12 protein-coding genes are annotated in these 17,305 nt (G+C 58.2%); 8 read left to right on the forward strand and 4 right to left on the reverse strand.

Translation table 11 applies throughout. The annotated features are described in order from the left end of the window. Position 1: 1 nt before the first annotated feature. A complete protein-coding gene (locus tag JBE38_RS24255) occupies positions 2 to 670 on the forward strand; it encodes a hypothetical protein (RefSeq protein ID WP_235863251.1) in 669 nt (222 codons plus the stop codon). 155 nt (positions 671 to 825) lie between these two features. Further along, a complete protein-coding gene (locus tag JBE38_RS24260) occupies positions 826 to 2,679 on the forward strand; it encodes an ABC transporter ATP-binding protein (RefSeq protein ID WP_205345313.1) in 1,854 nt (617 codons plus the stop codon). 47 nt (positions 2,680 to 2,726) lie between these two features. Here the strand turns inward: JBE38_RS24260 and JBE38_RS24265 are convergent, their stop codons facing one another. Next, positions 2,727 to 3,368, reverse strand: a complete 642-nt coding sequence (locus tag JBE38_RS24265; RefSeq protein ID WP_090370454.1) for a TetR/AcrR family transcriptional regulator — start codon at positions 3,366 to 3,368, stop codon at positions 2,727 to 2,729. A gap of 122 nt (positions 3,369 to 3,490) precedes the next feature. On the opposite strand from JBE38_RS24265, the gene JBE38_RS24270 reads away from it, so the two are divergent. Further along, entirely contained in the window at positions 3,491 to 4,708 is a 1,218-nt protein-coding gene (locus JBE38_RS24270; RefSeq protein ID WP_090370455.1) for an MFS transporter, read from the forward strand. A gap of 37 nt (positions 4,709 to 4,745) precedes the next feature. Here JBE38_RS24270 and JBE38_RS24275 read toward each other — a convergent pair whose 3' ends face one another. Continuing rightward, positions 4,746 to 5,807, reverse strand: coding sequence for an SDR family oxidoreductase (locus JBE38_RS24275; protein WP_090370457.1), 1,062 nt, complete (start codon positions 5,805 to 5,807; stop codon positions 4,746 to 4,748). A 74-nt stretch (positions 5,808 to 5,881) separates the two neighbouring features. Further along, on the reverse strand, positions 5,882 to 6,949 hold the full coding sequence (locus JBE38_RS24280) for an alpha/beta hydrolase family protein (RefSeq protein WP_205345314.1): 1,068 nt from the start codon (positions 6,947 to 6,949) through the stop codon (positions 5,882 to 5,884). A 381-nt stretch (positions 6,950 to 7,330) separates the two neighbouring features. Between JBE38_RS24280 and JBE38_RS24285 the strand changes: the two genes are divergently transcribed. Beyond that, complete coding sequence (locus JBE38_RS24285; protein WP_205345315.1) at positions 7,331 to 8,257, forward strand: DHH family phosphoesterase; 927 nt, start codon at positions 7,331 to 7,333, stop codon at positions 8,255 to 8,257. Positions 8,258 to 8,662: 405 nt separating this feature from the next. On the opposite strand, the gene JBE38_RS24290 is transcribed toward JBE38_RS24285, so the two are convergent. Continuing rightward, positions 8,663 to 9,532, reverse strand: a complete 870-nt coding sequence (locus JBE38_RS24290; RefSeq protein ID WP_205345316.1) for a GyrI-like domain-containing protein — start codon at positions 9,530 to 9,532, stop codon at positions 8,663 to 8,665. Positions 9,533 to 10,004: 472 nt separating this feature from the next. Here JBE38_RS24290 and JBE38_RS27760 point away from each other — a divergent pair, with 472 nt between their 5' ends. From JBE38_RS27760 to JBE38_RS24315, 4 genes are all read left to right on the forward strand, one after another. Continuing rightward, complete coding sequence (locus tag JBE38_RS27760) at positions 10,005 to 12,224, forward strand: hypothetical protein (protein WP_240202600.1); 2,220 nt, start codon at positions 10,005 to 10,007, stop codon at positions 12,222 to 12,224. Between the two features lie 430 nt (positions 12,225 to 12,654). Continuing rightward, positions 12,655 to 15,072, forward strand: coding sequence for a DEAD/DEAH box helicase (locus JBE38_RS24305; protein ID WP_104996154.1), 2,418 nt, complete (start codon positions 12,655 to 12,657; stop codon positions 15,070 to 15,072). Between the two features lie 178 nt (positions 15,073 to 15,250). Further along, a complete protein-coding gene (locus JBE38_RS24310; protein WP_205345317.1) occupies positions 15,251 to 16,324 on the forward strand; it encodes an NAD(P)/FAD-dependent oxidoreductase in 1,074 nt (357 codons plus the stop codon). A 452-nt stretch (positions 16,325 to 16,776) separates the two neighbouring features. After that, positions 16,777 to 17,277 carry a GNAT family N-acetyltransferase gene (locus tag JBE38_RS24315; RefSeq protein WP_205345318.1) on the forward strand — a complete coding sequence of 167 codons (501 nt, stop codon included), beginning with the start codon at positions 16,777 to 16,779 and terminating at the stop codon, positions 17,275 to 17,277. The last annotated feature ends 28 nt before the right edge of the window (positions 17,278 to 17,305 follow it).

Below are 17,305 nucleotides of genomic sequence, written 5' to 3' on the forward strand. Positions count from 1 at the left end.
AATGACCCAACCCCGCGACCCGCTGTCGGAGCTTGCCAGCGCACTCAGCCAGGACTATGCCGACTCCCGCGAGGCTCAGCGCGAGCGTGCGATAGCCGAACTGGAGCAGGTCATCCAGCGTGTACCCGAGCAGACCGAATTCACCAACTCGCGCCGCTACAAGCTGTGCGGCCCGCTGTTTTTGCTGATTGCGCTGGGCTTTCTGGGGTTCGCCCTGCACCGGGGCTCCACCGGCCTGGCCGTGTGTGCTGCGGTGATGGCGGTGGTGTTCGTGCTACTTACCTGGCAGCACCGCAACGCCGGGCAACACGTCTTTATGCGCCTGACCCGCCGCCAGCTGTTTGTCGACACCCTGAGCGCGCCGATCGAGCTGGCCGACATTGTCGATCTCGAGGTCAGTGAGCCAGGCTGGCTGACCGTGCAGAAACTGCTGTTGCGCGCGGATGCGCCCCTGCCTGTGCACCGTTCCGCGCGCCAGCTGTTCGGCAACCAGGCGCTGGCCCTGAAAAAGCCCCAGCCGCACGTCCTCATTCAATCCGCCGGCCTGATGCATGACGGCCGCACCCTGGAGTGCGACCAGATCGCCGAGATCCTCAACGCCTACAGCCAGGCTGCCCACGCCCAACAACAGCTGGATGCCTTGCGCCAGGGCGCCCGGCACGATTCCTGAGTAGTTGAACCGGCTGCTGAGGATCAGCCCTGAGCGCATGCGCATCCGCTCGGGGCTCAAACCTGCCATTGCGCTATTTCTGCGGAACAGATGCAAACCCCGCAAAGTCTCCTTTAAATGCCAGAATCACTGCTGGAACGTTTTTGGAGAGTTTCATGCTGCGCACCTTTGAACAACGTCTCGACCCTTTCCCGCCTGACGAGGTACCGCCGCCGCCGGAAGGCCTTGCGCGGTTCCTGTGGGCCTGCACGCGAGGTGCACGCGGTTACATCCTCGCGCTTGCGCTGCTCAGTGCCGGTGTGTCGATTTACGAGGCCTGGCTGTTTTCGTTTCTCGGCCAGGTTGTGGACCTGCTCTCGACCTGGCAGGCCGGCGGCGAGGCGGCAGGGCAGGAGAGCCGCGTGGTGTGGGGTATCGCTATCGTATTGGTGACCAGCATCGGCTTGGTGGCCTTGCGCACGATGGTGCAGCACCAGGTCTTGGCGATCAATCTGCCGCTGCGGCTGCGCTGGGATTTTCACCGGTTGATGCTGCGCCAGAGCCTGTCGTTCTTCTCCGATGAGTTCTCCGGCCGCGTCACCACCAAAGTGATGCAGACCGCGCTGTCGGTGCGCGAGGTGCTGTTCACCCTGATCGAAATCGCACCCGGTATCGGCGTGTACTTCATCGCGATCATTGCGCTGGCCGCCGGCTTCGACCCCAAGTTGATGCTGCCTTTCATTGCCTGGCTGGCGTTGTTCGGCCTGGCCATGGCGTACTTCGTGCCGCGCCTTGGCAAAGTCGGGCAGGAACAGGCTGATGCGCGCTCATCCATGACCGGACGGATTTCGGACGCCTACACCAACATCACCACCGTGAAGCTGTTCTCTCACTCCAAGCGCGAAGCGCATTTTGCGCGCGCGGCGATGGAGGATTTCAAGCAGACCGGTTTTCGCCAGATGCGCCTGGTCAGCCAGTTCGAGATCGTCAACCAGGCCCTGGTGGTCGGGTTGATCATGGGGGCCGGCGGGTATGCGCTGTGGTTGTGGCACCAGGGCGAAGTCGGCACCGGCGCCGTGGCGGCCATTACCGCCATGGCATTGCGCATCAACGGCATGTCTCACTGGATCATGTGGCAGATGACCGCGCTGTTCGAGAACATCGGCACCGTGCAGGACGGCATGCAAACCCTGACCCGCGGCCCCAAGGTGCAGGATCTGCCCGACGCTCCCGCGCTCATCAGCACAGCCGGTGAGGTGACCTTCGACAATGTGAGCTTCAATTACAACGGCGAACGCCAGGTGCTCGATGGCCTGAACCTGACCATCCGCCCCGGCGAAAAGATCGGGCTGGTGGGGCGCTCCGGCGCCGGTAAATCGACGCTCATCAACCTGCTGTTGCGTTTCTACGACGTGGACAAGGGCGCGATTCGCATCGATGGGCAAAACATTGCTCATGTCACCCAGGAAAGCCTGCGCAGCGTGATCGGCATGGTCACTCAGGACACCTCCCTGTTGCACCGCTCGATCCGCGACAACATCGCCTATGGCCGCCCCGACGCGACCGACGCGCAGATTCGCAGTGCCGCAGCCAGCGCCCAGGCCGATGAGTTCATCAGCCAGCTCAGCGACAAACAGGGCCACTCCGGCTACGACACGCTGGTGGGCGAGCGGGGCATCAAACTCTCCGGCGGCCAGCGTCAGCGCATCGCCATTGCCCGGGTCATGCTCAAAAACGCGCCGATCCTGCTGCTGGACGAAGCCACCAGCGCACTGGACTCGGAAGTCGAAGTCGCCATCCAGGAAAGCCTCGATGAAATGATGCAAGGCAAGACCGTGATTGCCATTGCCCATCGGTTGTCGACGATTGCGGCCATGGACAGGCTTATCGTCATGGACAACGGACGCATCATCGAGCAGGGCACGCATACCCAATTGCTGGAAAAAAATGGCACCTATGCGCGGCTCTGGCATCACCAGAGCGGGGGCTTTTTGGGGGAGGATCAAGGCGTGGTCGAGGGGGTGGAATAAGAGGGGTATTGGCCGCCGTGAAATTTTTTGCGCGCTGCTTGAAATTGTCAGCCCGAACCTTTACCCACAGGGGCGGCGATGGACGCGGCGACGTCCCAGGTCATCAAAAGTTGGCTGATCGCGGCGTCGAGTGTGGCGTGGGGTACGTTGTCCCGCGCGAGGATTGAAACCCCCTGCAAGAAGCTGTCAAACACACTCGCCATCACCGCAGGCTGAGTATGTTGCGGCAACTGGCCGCTACGCACTGCGCGCTCCACACACGCGACAATCCCTGCCCGTGTGCGCAGGCGCGACTGGGTCAGCGCATCCGCCACCCGCGCATTTTCCGGGCTTGGCGCACTCATCACGCCCAGCGCGACCATGCAGCCCTTGGGGTGTCCCTCTTCGCACTGCATGCGGACTGACTGGCGCAGCGCAGTCTCGACGGCCTGGCGCGGTGGCAGGCTTTCGTCCCACAGGCATTCGGTGACTTGGGCGTAGGTTGTCAGATAGCGCTGCACGCACTCCTCGAACAACGCCTCCTTGGAACCGAACGCGGCATAGAAACTCGGCGCGGAGATTCCGCCGCCCAGGCCGGCCTTGAGCTGGGCCAGAGACGTGGCGTCGTAGCCGTGTTGCCAGAACAGGTGCAAAGCCTGTTCCACGGCGTGCTCACGGTCGAAGGTGCGGGGGCGGCCCATTTGTGCCATGTCAGGTCTCCGGTGGCAAGGTGAGATAAATACTAGTCGATACATAAGTAATTGACAACGCGCACCGGTCGCCTTTAATATTTATATCGATCAGTATATAAGTGTTGCCAAAGGAGTTTCCCGTGACCGCCTCACTCACCGTATCGGCCGCATCCGAGCGCTTGCCTATCGGCGCCTTGCTCGCCCTGGCCATGACCGGCTTCATCTGCATCGTCACCGAAACCCTGCCTGCCGGCCTGCTGCCGTTGATCAGCGATGGCCTGGCGATCTCGCCATCAATGGCTGGGCAGATGGTCACCGCCTATGCACTGGGTTCGGTGCTGGCGGTGATTCCCATGACGATTGCCACCCGTGGCTGGCGTCGGCGCAATGTGCTGCTGCTGACCATCGTCGGTTTCCTGCTATTCAACTCGATCACCGCACTGTCGTCCCACTATGGCGTAACGCTGGTAGCTCGTTTCTTTGCCGGGGTGGCGGCGGGGTTGGCCTGGAGCCTGTTGGCCGGTTACGCGCGGCGTATGGTTGCGCCCCACCAACAGGGCAAGGCACTTGCGTTGGCGATGGTCGGCACGCCGATTGCGCTGTCGTTGGGGGTGCCTTTGGGCACCTGGCTCGGTGGACTGGTGGGCTGGCGTACCACGTTCGGCCTGATGTCGGCGCTGAGCCTGGGGCTGATCGCCTGGGTACTGGTGAAAGTCCCGGACTACGCGCCGCAGCCCGCCCACCAACGCGTGTCCCTGCGCAAGGTGCTGACTACGCCGGGCGTGCGCCCGGTGTTGGCGGTGGTGATCAGCTGGATGCTGGCACACAACATTCTGTACACCTATATCGCGCCGTTCGTGGCGCCGGCGGGGTTGGCGGAGCGTGTCGACCTGGTGCTGTTGGTATTCGGGATTGCCGCGCTGGTGGGGATTTGGATCACGGCTAAATTGGTTGAACCGTTACTGCGCAAGACCGTGTTGGTCAGCCTGGCAAGCTTTGCGCTCATCAGTGTGGTGTTCGGTTTGCTGGGAAATGTGCCGCAGGTGATCTACCTCGGCGTAGCGGTATGGGGCTTGAGCTTTGGCGGCGCCGCGACCTTGCTGCAAACCGCCCTGGCGGATGCGGCGGGCGATGGCGCGGACGTGGCGTTGTCACTCAACGTGGTGGCGTGGAACAGCGCGATTGCCGGCAGCGGCGTGGTGGGGGGCGTGTTGCTGGACACCTGGGGTGTGGCGGCGTTTCCGTGGGCGATGCTGGCATTGATCGGCGTTGCGCTCCTGATTACCGTGGCGGCGCACGCCCATGGCTTCAAGCCGGGGGCGCGTAGCGCAGGCAAGCCAGCCGTGGCCGGCCATTGAGAGAAAAGCGGCCGCCGGTGAATGGCGGCCTGTTTCTTCAAGGGATCAACCGCGCTTCACGCAACTGATCGAATACCTCAAAAAACGCCTGGTCGCTGGCCTGGTAGGCGGTAAAGCCCATCTTCCGGCTCTTGGACATATCGGTGACCACCTCGATCGGGCGCCCCAGGTCGGCATCGGTATGCCAGGGCGAGACCAGGCGGCTGATGTCGGTTTCCTTCAACCCGTGTTTGGCTGCGATCTCGCTCCAGGCCGCCTGATCATCGGCCATCTGGCTCTCAAGCGGCGAGGGTTTGGCCGGGAACGCTGCGGGTACAAGGCCAAAATAATCGGCGATCTGCGCCCACATCCATTTCCAGCGGAACACATCGCCATTAGTGATGTTGAACGCCTGGTTGGCCGCCGCCGGCGTGGTGGCCGCCCACAGCTGCTGCTGGGCCAACTGGCGCGCATCGGTCATGTCGGTGAGGCTGTCCCATTGCACGCGGGAACCGGGGAATACGAACGGGCGTGCGGTGTGCTTGCAGACACTGGCATAGACGGCGAGGGTGGTTGCCATGTTCATGGCGTTGCCCACCGCCACGCCGGTGACGGTATGGGGGCGATGCACGCTCCAGGTGAAACCGTCCTTTTTTGCGGCGGCGAACACTTCGTCTTCCTGGGCGTAGTAGAAGTTCTCCACGTCCAGGCGACCTTGTTCTTCGCGGAACGGCGTTTGCGGCAGGCTGCCCTTGCCGTAGTTTTCGAACGGCCCGAGGTAATGCTTCAAGCCGGTGACCAACGCCACATGCTGCACGCTTGTGGCGGGGCGCACGGCGTCCAGCACGTTGCGCACCATGGCCGCGTTGACACGGATGTTCTCGGCTTCGGTGGCCTGGCGTGACCAGGTGGTGATGAACACATGGGTGGGTTTCAAATCGGCCAGGGCCTGTTGCAGCGATGCAGGTTCTTGCAAGTCGGCGGCCACCGGAATCACGCCGGGTACTTGCGAGGGCTGGCGGGACAGCGCTGCGACCTGCCACTGTTGGTCGAGCAGTAACTGGGTGATGGCGCTGCCAACGATACCGCTGGCCCCGACGACTAATGCAGTCTTGGTCATAAAATTCTCCCGAAGATGTAGGGTTCTGAGCCTCTACGTGTGGGAGAGGTTCAACCTTATCCGCCAGTCTCGTCCTAGATGCTTAAAGGTCGATACCGGCTTCTAGGTCGAAACGATTGGCGTAAAAACTCGCTGATCAGCCCCACCACCTGTTGCTGAATCACCGCCCTCGACCGAGCCCCTTCACCATCGCGGCAAATCATGCCGTCGCCCGGCGAGCTCTCCTCAATCAACGCCATGCCGCCCGGCTTGCAGATCGACATAAAACTGAAGTGGGTGGCATCGGCGATCTGCACATAGTTCGTGGTTGCTTCAGGCAGGCGCTTGACCAGGGCGGCGGACTCCAGCTGCGGGTCCATATCCTCTGACGGCACGCCCCCTGCAATCACCAGCGCCGGCACCGGCAGCGTCGCCAGGCTCACGTCGGTGAAGCCGCGTGACAGGCCCAGGTCCAAGGACACTATGGCGCTGACGCGTTTGTCGCTCAAATCGGCGGCCAACCGAGCCTTGCCGGCTGGCGTGCCGGCGGGGTTCATCGCCTGATAGCCGATGCAGCCGCCGAGCTTGGGGTGGGCGCTGCAGTCACGGCTGAACAGGTCGGGGTCGAAGCGTGCCCCGGCGATTTCCAGCACGGTCCAGCCGCCCAGGGAATGGCCCACGGCAGCAATCTGGCCAGCCGCGACCGCGCAAAATGCCTTCGGCTGAGCCAGCACCGCATCAATCGCGCGGCTCAGGTCGGTCGGGCGTAACCACAACTGCGCAGCGGTGTGCGGGTTGCGATCCTTGGAGGTGGTGCCCGGGTGGTTGGGCGCCGCCACGATGTACCCCTGATGCGCCAGCGCGCTGGCCAGCCACACCTGATTGCCCCAGTTACCGCCATAACCATGGGAGAGCACCACCAACGGATGTTCACCGGCCGCCGGCGGGGCGTCGGGCACGGCGAGGGCACCGATGAACACCGCGTTGTCGGCGATCAGTGTGGGGGTGGCCGTGGTGGTGGCGGGGTACCAGACGGCCAGTTCGAGTGGCCGGTTGTTTTGTGCGTCGGGCAGGGTGACGGTGTTGAAACCGACGGGGTTTTCGGCGGCGAAGGCGGCGGCGGTCAGGCACAGCAGGAGCAGGGCGTGCAGGGCGGTTTTCATTGTGGTTATCGTCCTTGATTGGGGGGGCATCATGCGCTGAATTCTCCGTTCAGTGCCATGAGCGGCGCGCCGTTTTTCATCCATACCCGTAGTAGCCTGGCTGAGCGCGCGCTCGGGCTGGCGGTCTAGATTTCGTCATATTTTTGCAATGAAAAAATGCGATTTTTTCCGCGGCAAGAGGACGTAACATTGTGTTAAACAAATCTAAGTGCATGTTTTAGTTATGTAAAATTGATTTTAAGGAAGGCCGATGTCGGTGTGTTGTCAGAAAAGCCGGGAAGCGTTTGAACGTACGCTGCAAGCGCGGATTCCGGAGGGTATCGCCCATGCGCTGAAGCTGTCTTCGAACGTCTCGGCAGCTCACGCTGTGACCCACGTGTCATGAGGGTGGTGACCTCGGGTTCGGCGTACCTGGACATCGACGCGTATGCCTGTTGCATTGCGTACGCCGAGCTGTTGAATCACCAAGGTGTTGATGCTCGGGCCGTCAGTAGCGCCCCGCTCAATGTCAGCATCTCCAGAACCGTGCTCGGATGGCAATCATCTCTGGACGATTATCTGCCGAGAGCGGGTGATGAGTTCGTGTTGGTGGATGTCTCCGATTACCACCACTTCGACCCGCTGGTGGTTCTTGAGCAGGTGGTGGAAGTCATTGACCATCACCCAGGCTTTGAAAACTATTGGGCGCAGAAGCTCGGATCTGCGGCAGACATCCTGCCGATCGGCGCGGCGGCGACTCTGATTTTTCAGCGTTGGGAAGCGGCAGGGCTGTTGCCGCTGATCAGCCAGAAAAGTGCAGCGTTGCTGGCCACCGCGATTCTGGACAACACCCTGAATTTCACAGGACAGTCGACAACCCAATCGGATATCCGGGCTTATGAGGTCCTCGCACCTCGGGCGAAACTGGAAGCGGATTGGCCTGAGCGGTATTTTTCGGAGTGCCAAGCCTCTGTCGAGTCAGATCTGATTGGCGCCTTGGCGGTTGATATGAAGCGGCTCAGAGCCGATAGCAACCTGCCGCAGGTTTTTGCGCAGATTGCGGTGTGGGACGCCAGTGCGCTCATCCGAACGCATCGTTCAACGGTCGGTCACTGGCTGGCGGCGCAGGGTGGAGACTGGCTGTTAAACGTCATCAGCATCCGCGAGTGCAAAAGCTATTTTCTGGCTGAGCCCTTGGTCAGCCAACAAAAGTTGAGCGATTTGCTGTTGATCGAATGGCAGGCCGGAATGGCTGTGCTTGAGCATTCGCTGCTACGTAAGGAACTGTTGAAGCTGGGGTTGGCCCGCATCTGCATTAAAAACGGGTAGCGTCGCCAAAGCCCGCATCATGCAAAAGCCGGCCGCCTCATAATGGAGAGGGCCAACACCTTTTCGCTACTAAACGAGAGGGCGGCAGCTGTACGCAGGTTAGTAGACCGGGGAAACACACAAAGCCGGCGCGCCCGAGGGCGCCCTGCGCACAGCCACCATCAAGTACAGACAAGAACATCTGATCGATGAGGCTCATGCACTTCATGTTGTCACGCGGGCTACTAAACCCGATCACTGAGTTGTCAGCGACCAGGCCACCTTAGAGACGCCCACTCAAGCGCACAGGCCGGCGGATTCTGACGCAACTGTAGGCAATGGAGCAAGGCGCCGAGGCTTCTAACTGGGCTTGAGCGAAAAGGGGGCGGGATTCCTTCAGAAGTAAATCCGTCCCCTTTTCGGACGCTATTTCAGCGGAACATACACATCGGTCTGCCACTGATCCTGCGGCGTCTCGGGGTAAACGCTCAGGTAATGGAAGAACAGCGGATGGTCGCGAAGCTCCTCGCCACTGGCAGGCAACCAATCGCGATAAATCGGATAGATCGTTTCGCCGATATGATCCGGCGACCCCACATGCCGCACCACCACGCATCGCCCACCCGGAATGACGCGCTCATGCACGCCAAACGCATTCGGCGCTACAGCCTCGTCAATCTCGCCACAGATGACAAAACGGAATGCCTCCGGCGGAGTGGTATCGGGGTTGTTATAGGGAATGCCAAACGTGCGGCTCGACGCCACCGGCGACTGGCCGCTGTGCTTGCGCCATTCGATAAACCGGCTGGTCGTCTGATTGACAAGCCCGGCGGGCCCGCGATGCTCAAGCGCGGCGACCTGGGTTTCAGTGAACACTACGATGCGTAGTTGCATGATGATCGTCCTGGAAAAGTGAGGGATGGCGAACACCGCATTCCAGGTCTGCCAGTTCGGCGCCTTCCTGAACACACTCGGCGCCATACCGAACGCCCGCCGAAACGCCCGGCTGAACGCCTCCGGGCTTTCAAAACCGGCACTGAGCGCGGCATCCAGCACCGAATACTCGGCAAGGCCCGCCAAGCTATGGGCCGCACGACGCAGACGCATCAGCTGCACATACCGTGACACCGGCACGCCGACAAACGCAGTGAACTGTCGATGGAAGTGAAACGCCGAAAAGTTCGCCACCTGGCTCAATGTATTCACCGACAGGTCACCTTCGAGATTGGCTTCGATATAGGCGAGGACGACGTTGAAACGTTTAGTGTAGGCGAGGTGGCTGGGCGTTTCGGGCACTGGAAGAAACTCCTGGAGGGGCGGTCGGCGATAGAGTCGCCTACAGCGAGGGGGGCGTGCCTAGCCGGGTTTGCTCAGGGTGCGGTTGGGCCATTCAACAAAACCAGAAAGCCCGTCAAGGCGGGCTATTTCACAGCTTAAATCACATCAGGCAACAGTGGGCGAAGCAAACCTGCGCTTCTAATCGAAAAGGGGGCGAATTTATTTTGGCTTTTTTGACCGGCAGAAATCGGCCAGTAGCGGTCATTCTGCCCCTACTTTGTCCTGATACGTCTCGATGTAATGCGTATCAGGCAACCCGCAAGCGTTGGCCCTGCGGACAAGAAATTATTGTTCTGGTGGCTGTTTGCCTTTACCCATAAGGTCGCTATGGATAATGTGACGGACGACACAGGCCACAAACCTATGAGGCAGTGCCAACGCTATACGACACGATTTGTGAAAGGCTGTGCTGTGTCATCACGGAGTCGGTATGGAAATGGATTGGGAAGCGCTGTTAAACGAACTGTGGAGCTATGCCGCATCGGATCCAAAAGAGCTGGAGACGAAGATCCGTGCGTGCTTGAAAGGCCACTCCTCGGAAGGCCTGCTCCAAGCCATTTCGCTTCTGATTGCTCAAGGGCAGCATGCCACAGCCAGGGCACTCCTTACCGAATTCCTGAGAAGTCATCAGTCAGCGGATGATATACGGCGCAGACTTGAACTAATTCTCCACCTCAAAAAGCATCGCGCACCGCAAACGTTCTCGATAAAGAGCAAGCGCCGCAGCAAAGAACTGATCATTAAAGACGTCAACGGCCTGGTCGCATCTGGCAAGTTGCAGGCTGCCGAGTCGCTCCTCCTAGAAGCGATTTATACGTTTGAAGAGCCTGATTCCCTGAATCTGCTCAGCCGCGTGTACATGATGCAAGGCCGCCTCATAGATGGGGCAAAGGCCATGCAGCGTGCTCTACTCCTGAAACGCCAACAGCAGGCCTTTGTCGAGATTGAGCCTGAAGAGTCGACAGACGGCCTGCCAACAGACAGTGACCTGGCATTCCTCAATGACTCAGCTGAGCATCTGACGCCCCTAGAAAACCCAACAGCGCCGACCAGCAAGGCGTTGACCGAGATAGTCGATGATTCGTTTACCTTCATTCAGAACACGGCGTCCCAATATCCTGCGTTGAAAACTGTCGGCTGGTGGGAGGGCCAATCAGAATCAACGCAGCCTGAAGCTTCAACATTCTTCGATGACCCCGAAGCCAGTGACGCACCAAGTGCGGCTCCAGCGGCTACAGACGAATCCTCCGATGCGCATGTGACTGGGGATGAGAATGCCCTGTCCTCCGCCACAAAAACCATTCTCAAGCTCGCCCATCCACGGAAGGAGACGGAAGCAGGAGAAGGATTAACCAAGGTCAAGGTATTCAACAGATCTGGGCGCTCACTAATCCCTGATCAACCAACAGACTTGGGCGCTCCAGAACCATCGGACTCCGATGAGTCTTCATTGCTGCCTACAACATCGTCAGCCCCGGAGGTTCCTGCTCCCCCGTCTCAAACTTACGATGAAATATCTGACGAGAACGATGAGGATGAGGATTACCCCGCGCACACCGAGCTAGCGCTAAACACCCCGACTTCACCTGAGCCGAACTCAGGGCTTGAAGATCAGGAAGATCCCATCGACCTAGATCATGACTTACAGGATCTGTCGATCTACGAGCTTGGGGCAGAGCAGGAAGAAGACATCCCAGATGTTGTGGACGACTTCCGCGATCTGGGTGACGACTATGCGGCATACGCCTTTGACCCGGATGAGGTTTTCGATAGCGAAGATCCTGAAGCTGATGACAAGGCTGATGGGTTAGCCGACAAACTCTCACGCGAAGATCGTGCGCTACAGAAAGCCGCCGAGTTGATCGGTAGAGCCAACTGGTCAATCAGCACTCTCCCTCTGGTTCAGCAGATTTTTGTCATGAGCGGCTGGGGAGCAACTCGTCTTGCCTTGGAGAGAGAAATCGATAAAGGGCTCACCCCTGACGAGTTAATCCTCGCGGCGCATATCAAGGTGATCTGGGCCGAGAACGATATTTATTGGATAGCTTTTGATAAGACCGGTAGTAGTCGCCTTTCTCACCAAGTGCTGTCCTGGCCTACAGCCTTGCTGATCGTGCGCTCATTTGAGTCACTACCGCAGGTGGAAGAAATTGAGGTCTTCCTCGAAAGCCTCTTTGCTACTTGGTATGAGAACAACTCCCTACGCCGCGCTTTTAGGGCCTTTGCTCGATACCTATGGTTCAGATTCGCCAATCTGCAAGGTTGCTTACCCGCCAACCAGCACTTTGACTTCTGTAACCCCCGCGAGCTACCTGCCGAGGAATACAGCGATTTAGGTCTGTACGACACATTGGAGTGTGAGAAAACCGAAATTCTTAGAGCCTATGGCGTGTTTCAAACCAAACATCCGCAGGAGCCCAGCTGCTATTTCAGTGACAAGCCAGCAGTAGAGGAAACGCCGTCGCTCAATGCAGAAAAACGCTCGAAGAAACAGGCCGATGATGCAGATATGCCTAGCGACATTGAGACCGAGGAAGAGAGCAGTGACGATGATGCTGATGAAGCAGCGCCTCAATGGTCAGCAGCGCCTCTTGCTTCCACCTTGCACACACAAAATACCGACCAACCCTCGCCAAGCATTGATCCGTAAGGACTAGCCCATGAAGCCCCTCAGACTTACCCATGTTCCAGGTTGCTGGGTCAGCCAAACACTACCCAGCGGCCAGAATGAACGCCGTGGCGTGGTAAAAATGGCCATTGCTAAAGAGGCCGAAGATCAGCTTCAGGTTCACTGGTTCAGTCCGGAGAAGAAGCTGGCCTATGTCGATGCATCTGCCGTGCGCTCGGGCTTTAAAAATGGCATGGACGTGGTCGACGAAACCCCTGGTAGCGGTGTTCGCTCACTAGGGCAGGGTGTGATCATGCAGCAGCGCACCTTGGCAGGCAGCGAGCAGGTATTGGTCGATTTTCCTGAGCGTGGTGAGCGCCATTGGCTACCCTATCAATACCTGCGTCAGGTAAAGGGCGTTAAACATCGCTTTGTCACCGCCAGCAAAGGCGAAGCACACGATGCCGAACGCATGCGCCTGCGCATGCTGGCCCATGCCATCAAAGTATGGAATGAAAACACTGGCGCCCTTTCTCACCTTGAGATTGAGCCGCTTCCTCATCAGATTCATTTGGTGCACCACATCCTCGCCTCCGGCAACTTCAACTGGTTGATTGCGGACGATGTTGGCTTGGGTAAGACCATCGAGACCGGCATGCTGCTCCATGCACTGCGACAACGAGACCTGGTCAAACGCATCCTGCTGATTACCCCCGCGGGCCTGACCAAGCAGTGGCAAGAAGAGCTGTATCACAAATTCAAGCTGGAAGACTTCGAGATCTATGGTGAGGACTTTTTCATCAATGAACCCCGCCAATGGAAGATGCACGACTGTGTCATCGGCTCCATGGATCGGCTCAAGCAGGAGGGTCACTTGGAAAGCCTGCTCCAGGCCGAGCCTTGGGATCTGGTGATTTTTGACGAAGGCCATCGACTCAGCCGCCGCCAGTACGGGCAAAAGCTGGACAGCTCTGAGCGCTATGACCTGGCGAAAAACCTACGCAGCCAAACCAAGCACATGCTGTTGCTGAGCGCGACTCCTCACCAGGGCATGCAGGACAAGTTCGTCGCACTGCTAGAGCTGCTTCGTCCTGAACGCCGTACCGAACTGATGGCGCTCAACCTGAAGCCTGAAATCCTGCATGACATGGTATTCCGCAACCACAAAGCCGACGTAACGGACGCAGAAGGGAACTTCATATTCCAAGGTAAGATCACCAAGGCTTTGCAGGTGCCCAGCAGCCTGGAGTCCGTCGAGTTCGATAAAACGCTTCAGGACTATCTGCGCAAAGGCTACAGCGCAGGCGAATCGCTAGGCCGTAAAGGCAACGCCATTGGGTTCGTCATGACGGTTTACCGCAAACTGGCGGCCTCCAGCGCAGCGGCCATTCACCGAGCCCTGTGTAATCGCCTCCAGCGCCTGCTCGACGATCAAGCAAACGGTACGTCTGCTGAAGACCCCAGCGATGAGCGCTACCTGGGAGAATGGGAAGAACAGTTCACCAGCGACGCTCGCGAGTTCTTTGCGGGCGAGGTGCAGCTGCTGAAAGATCTGATTGCTGAGGCCGCCGCACTAAAGGCGAATGACCTTAAACTGAAGCTGTTTATCGAAGAAATCATCGGCAAAATTCACGCAACAAATGCTGACGAGAAAGTGCTGATTTTTACCGAATACCGCACCACCCAGAACTACCTGCTGGATGCCTTGGCTGAGCACTATGGCAGCGGCCAGGTCGAGCTAATCAATGGCTCCATGCAGCATGCTGAGCGACGGGAGGCCATTAAGCGCTTTGAGGAACAGGGGCGCTTTCTGATCTCGACTGAGGCCGGTGGAGAAGGCATCAACCTCCAGAGCAAGTGCCACATCATGGTCAACTATGACTTGCCCTGGAACCCCATGCGCCTCGTACAGCGTATTGGCCGCCTGTATCGCTATGGACAGAAGAAGAAGGTTGTCGTGTTCAACATCCAGCAAACCGACAGCCTGGATCAGAATATCGTCGACCTGATGTATGAGCGAATCGACAGCGTGGTGAATGACCTGGCCGAGGTTCAACAGCATGAATTCAATGATGGCCTGAAAGACGAAATCCTCGGTCAACTGGCCGAGTTGATCGATGTGGAAGATATCCTGCAACAAGCCACAAAACTTGGCATCGACCGAACACGAGAGCGTATCGATGAAGCGTTGAAACAGGCTCGCAGCGCTGCCGCCAAACAACGAGAACTGTTTGCCCACGCCGCCACCAGCGACCCAAATGAGCTACGCGACGAGCTGGAAATCACAGTCGAGCACCTCTACAGCTTCGTCCTAGGAATGTTCGAACAACTGGGTATCGAGGTCGTGGAGCGCAGCCACAAAGAGCGGCTTTTGCGTATTCGATTGTCCGAGCAAGTGATGCGCGGTATGGGGCTTTCCCCCAAAGCCTCCCAACGTATGGACGTGACCTTAGATCGCATGCTCGCCGCAAATCGCCCAGACACCCACATTCTCGACCTCAACTCCAAGCTGATGCAGTACTTGCTGAGCAAAGCCTGCGAGCACGACTTTGGCGGTCTGGCTGCAATGCTCAAAGCACCAGAACTCGGCGAGGGAGCACTCCTTGGAGCCATGCTGCGCTGGCAAGGCCCACAAGGCAAACGCATGCGGCAGGAGTTTGTTGCCATTCAGGTTAGCGGTGGCAAAGCCAAACTGAACCCTGCAAAGGCCAGCCAATGGCTCCTGAGCCCTGCCGAACACAGCAGCCTTATCCCCGACCCTGAAGCCTCCAAAGGGCTTTTCAAGGTTGCAGAAGAAACGGCTAATCAGAGACTGGCCGATGCCAGTAACCGCTACCTGATACCCGAAAATTTGGACTGGGCTGCCGCAGGCTGGATGCAATCGCACTGAGGTCATCCAATTTAGCCTACGCGCCGCTCCGCTTTCAGCTAGGAAAAAGGGAGGGTTTCAGAATGACCGCTTCTGGCCGAAAGTGGCCGTTCATGAGCCTCCGCTTTGGGCCAGCAGCAGACATTCAAAAAGCATCCAGCTGTCGTACCATCGGCACGTCGACAAAACGGAGGTTGATATGGGAAATGGCCAAGGTAAACGAGTCGTTGTCATTGGTGCAGGCATCGTAGGCGCGTCACTTGCGTATCACCTGGCTGGTAAAGGTGCGAAAGTCATCTTGGTCGAGGCGCAAGGTATAGCGTCTGGAGTAACTGGGAGTTCATTCGCCTGGATCAATACTACACACCCCGAACCTGACCCAATTGCGCAACTGCGCGCTTCTGCCATCAAAGAGTACCGCCGACTCGAAACACAGTTGCCTGGCATGGAAATACGATGGACAGGCGCCTTGTCATACAGCGTGATGCCGAATGCGGCGCTGTCGACTTCGGGTAAGCAGGCATCGGATCACTGGGTCTCTCGATCGCAGATTCTCGACCTTGAGCCAAATCTTAAGAATCCTCCGGAGGCTGCTTTATTTGTGGCGCAAGAAGGGGCGCTCGACGCAGTGGCAGCTACGCATGCGTTAATCGCGGGCGCCGAGGCATATGGGGCGAAGATTCTCACTCAGACGCGAGTTCTCGGTTTTGTAACGCAGGGTGCAAAGGTGTCCGGGGTTGAAACAACAATAGGCAGCATCGATGCCGATATCGTCGTATTGGCAGCCGGGACAGGCATAACGAAGCTGACAGATATGCTTGAGGTGTCCCTACCAATAGAGGCCTCGCCTGCCATTTTCATCCGCTACAAACCACAACCCAACCTCGTGCATACCCTGATCTCCGGCCCCGAAATGGAAGTGAGGCAAAGCTCGGACGGTGCGTTGCTGGCGGCAGAAGATTACCTGGACGAAGCCATGGAGAACCAACCGTTAGCGATCGCACTTCGAACTGCCAAGGCAATCCGGAACGAACTCCATGGGGTCAATTCAATAGAGGTGGAGAGCGCTTGTGTCGGACTCAGACCCATACCTGCCGATGGTATCCCCATTATCGGTTATCTACCCAAGGTGGTCGGCGCGTATGTTTGCGCAATGCACCCCGGAATTACTTTGGCGGCGATAGTCGGGCGCCTTGCCAGCGAGGAAATCATTGACGGCGTGGCGTCCAGTGCCCTTTACCCATGCCGGCCCGATAGATTTTTCCAAGCTTAGTGGCTGCTCCTGTGAGACAGCTATCGGCCAAGAGCAGACCTTCCTTAAATCTCCAAATAGGTTTACAAACCAGATACGTTCACAAGCTTAGGCGAGGCGGTATGACCCTTTCCAAGGGCAGTATCATAAAACTGATCACTATTGACCGGGCAGCGGTGGTACTCAGGGACTGGATGAACTCTCGGGAGGCGGCTCCTGGAGATATCGCCGTGGTGGAAAGGGTTTCAATGGGGGAGGCTGGATGTACCGTTCTCTTGTTGTGCGAGCCAGAAGTAGGATTCCTTGAGTGGAGAGCGTCATATTTTGAGGCTGGGTTGACCTATGAGGTGCTTAGCAGTCCCACTGACGTCGCCTCTTGAATGTCTGCTCAGGGTCGGTTGTAGCCCTTCACGGAAGGCAATAGTCGGCTAAAAGCGCGCATTGAACATCTACGAATTCAGGATCGATTCGATATGCCGATCAAACCCAATCAACACTTCCCAGTGACGTTAGTCCGCGCTCAACAAAGCGACTTGAACGATCTTGTTGCCATTCGAATTGAGGCCATGCGCGAAAGTTTGGAGCGCATCGGGCGATTTGATCCAGTGCGGGCGCGCGAGCGGTTTGTTCGCTGCTTTGAAGCCCACAACACACATTACATTGAGCTTGCTGGAGAAAGGGTTGGCTTTGTAGTGGTCAAACACCACCCCACTGAACTTGTGCTCGACCACTTATACGTGAGGCCGAGCGCGCAAGGTTCGGGGATCGGCTCTGCTGTGCTCACTCACATTTTCAAAGCTGCGGATGCGGCTGCACTCCCGATCAAAGTAGGTGCTCTCAAAGAAAGTGCCTCGAATCGTTTTTACACTCGCCATGGCTTCCAGTTCGTCGAAAGCAGTGAGTTCGACAATTACTATGTCCGTCAACACCTTACGGCGGGCATCGCACCTTGCCAGCCAGGTGAAATGATTTGAATCCCGCGCACGCCTTCTAGATAATTCC

The organism is Pseudomonas sp. ICBG1301 (assembly GCF_016918385.1).
Taxonomy (GTDB): domain Bacteria; phylum Pseudomonadota; class Gammaproteobacteria; order Pseudomonadales; family Pseudomonadaceae; genus Aquipseudomonas; species Aquipseudomonas palleroniana.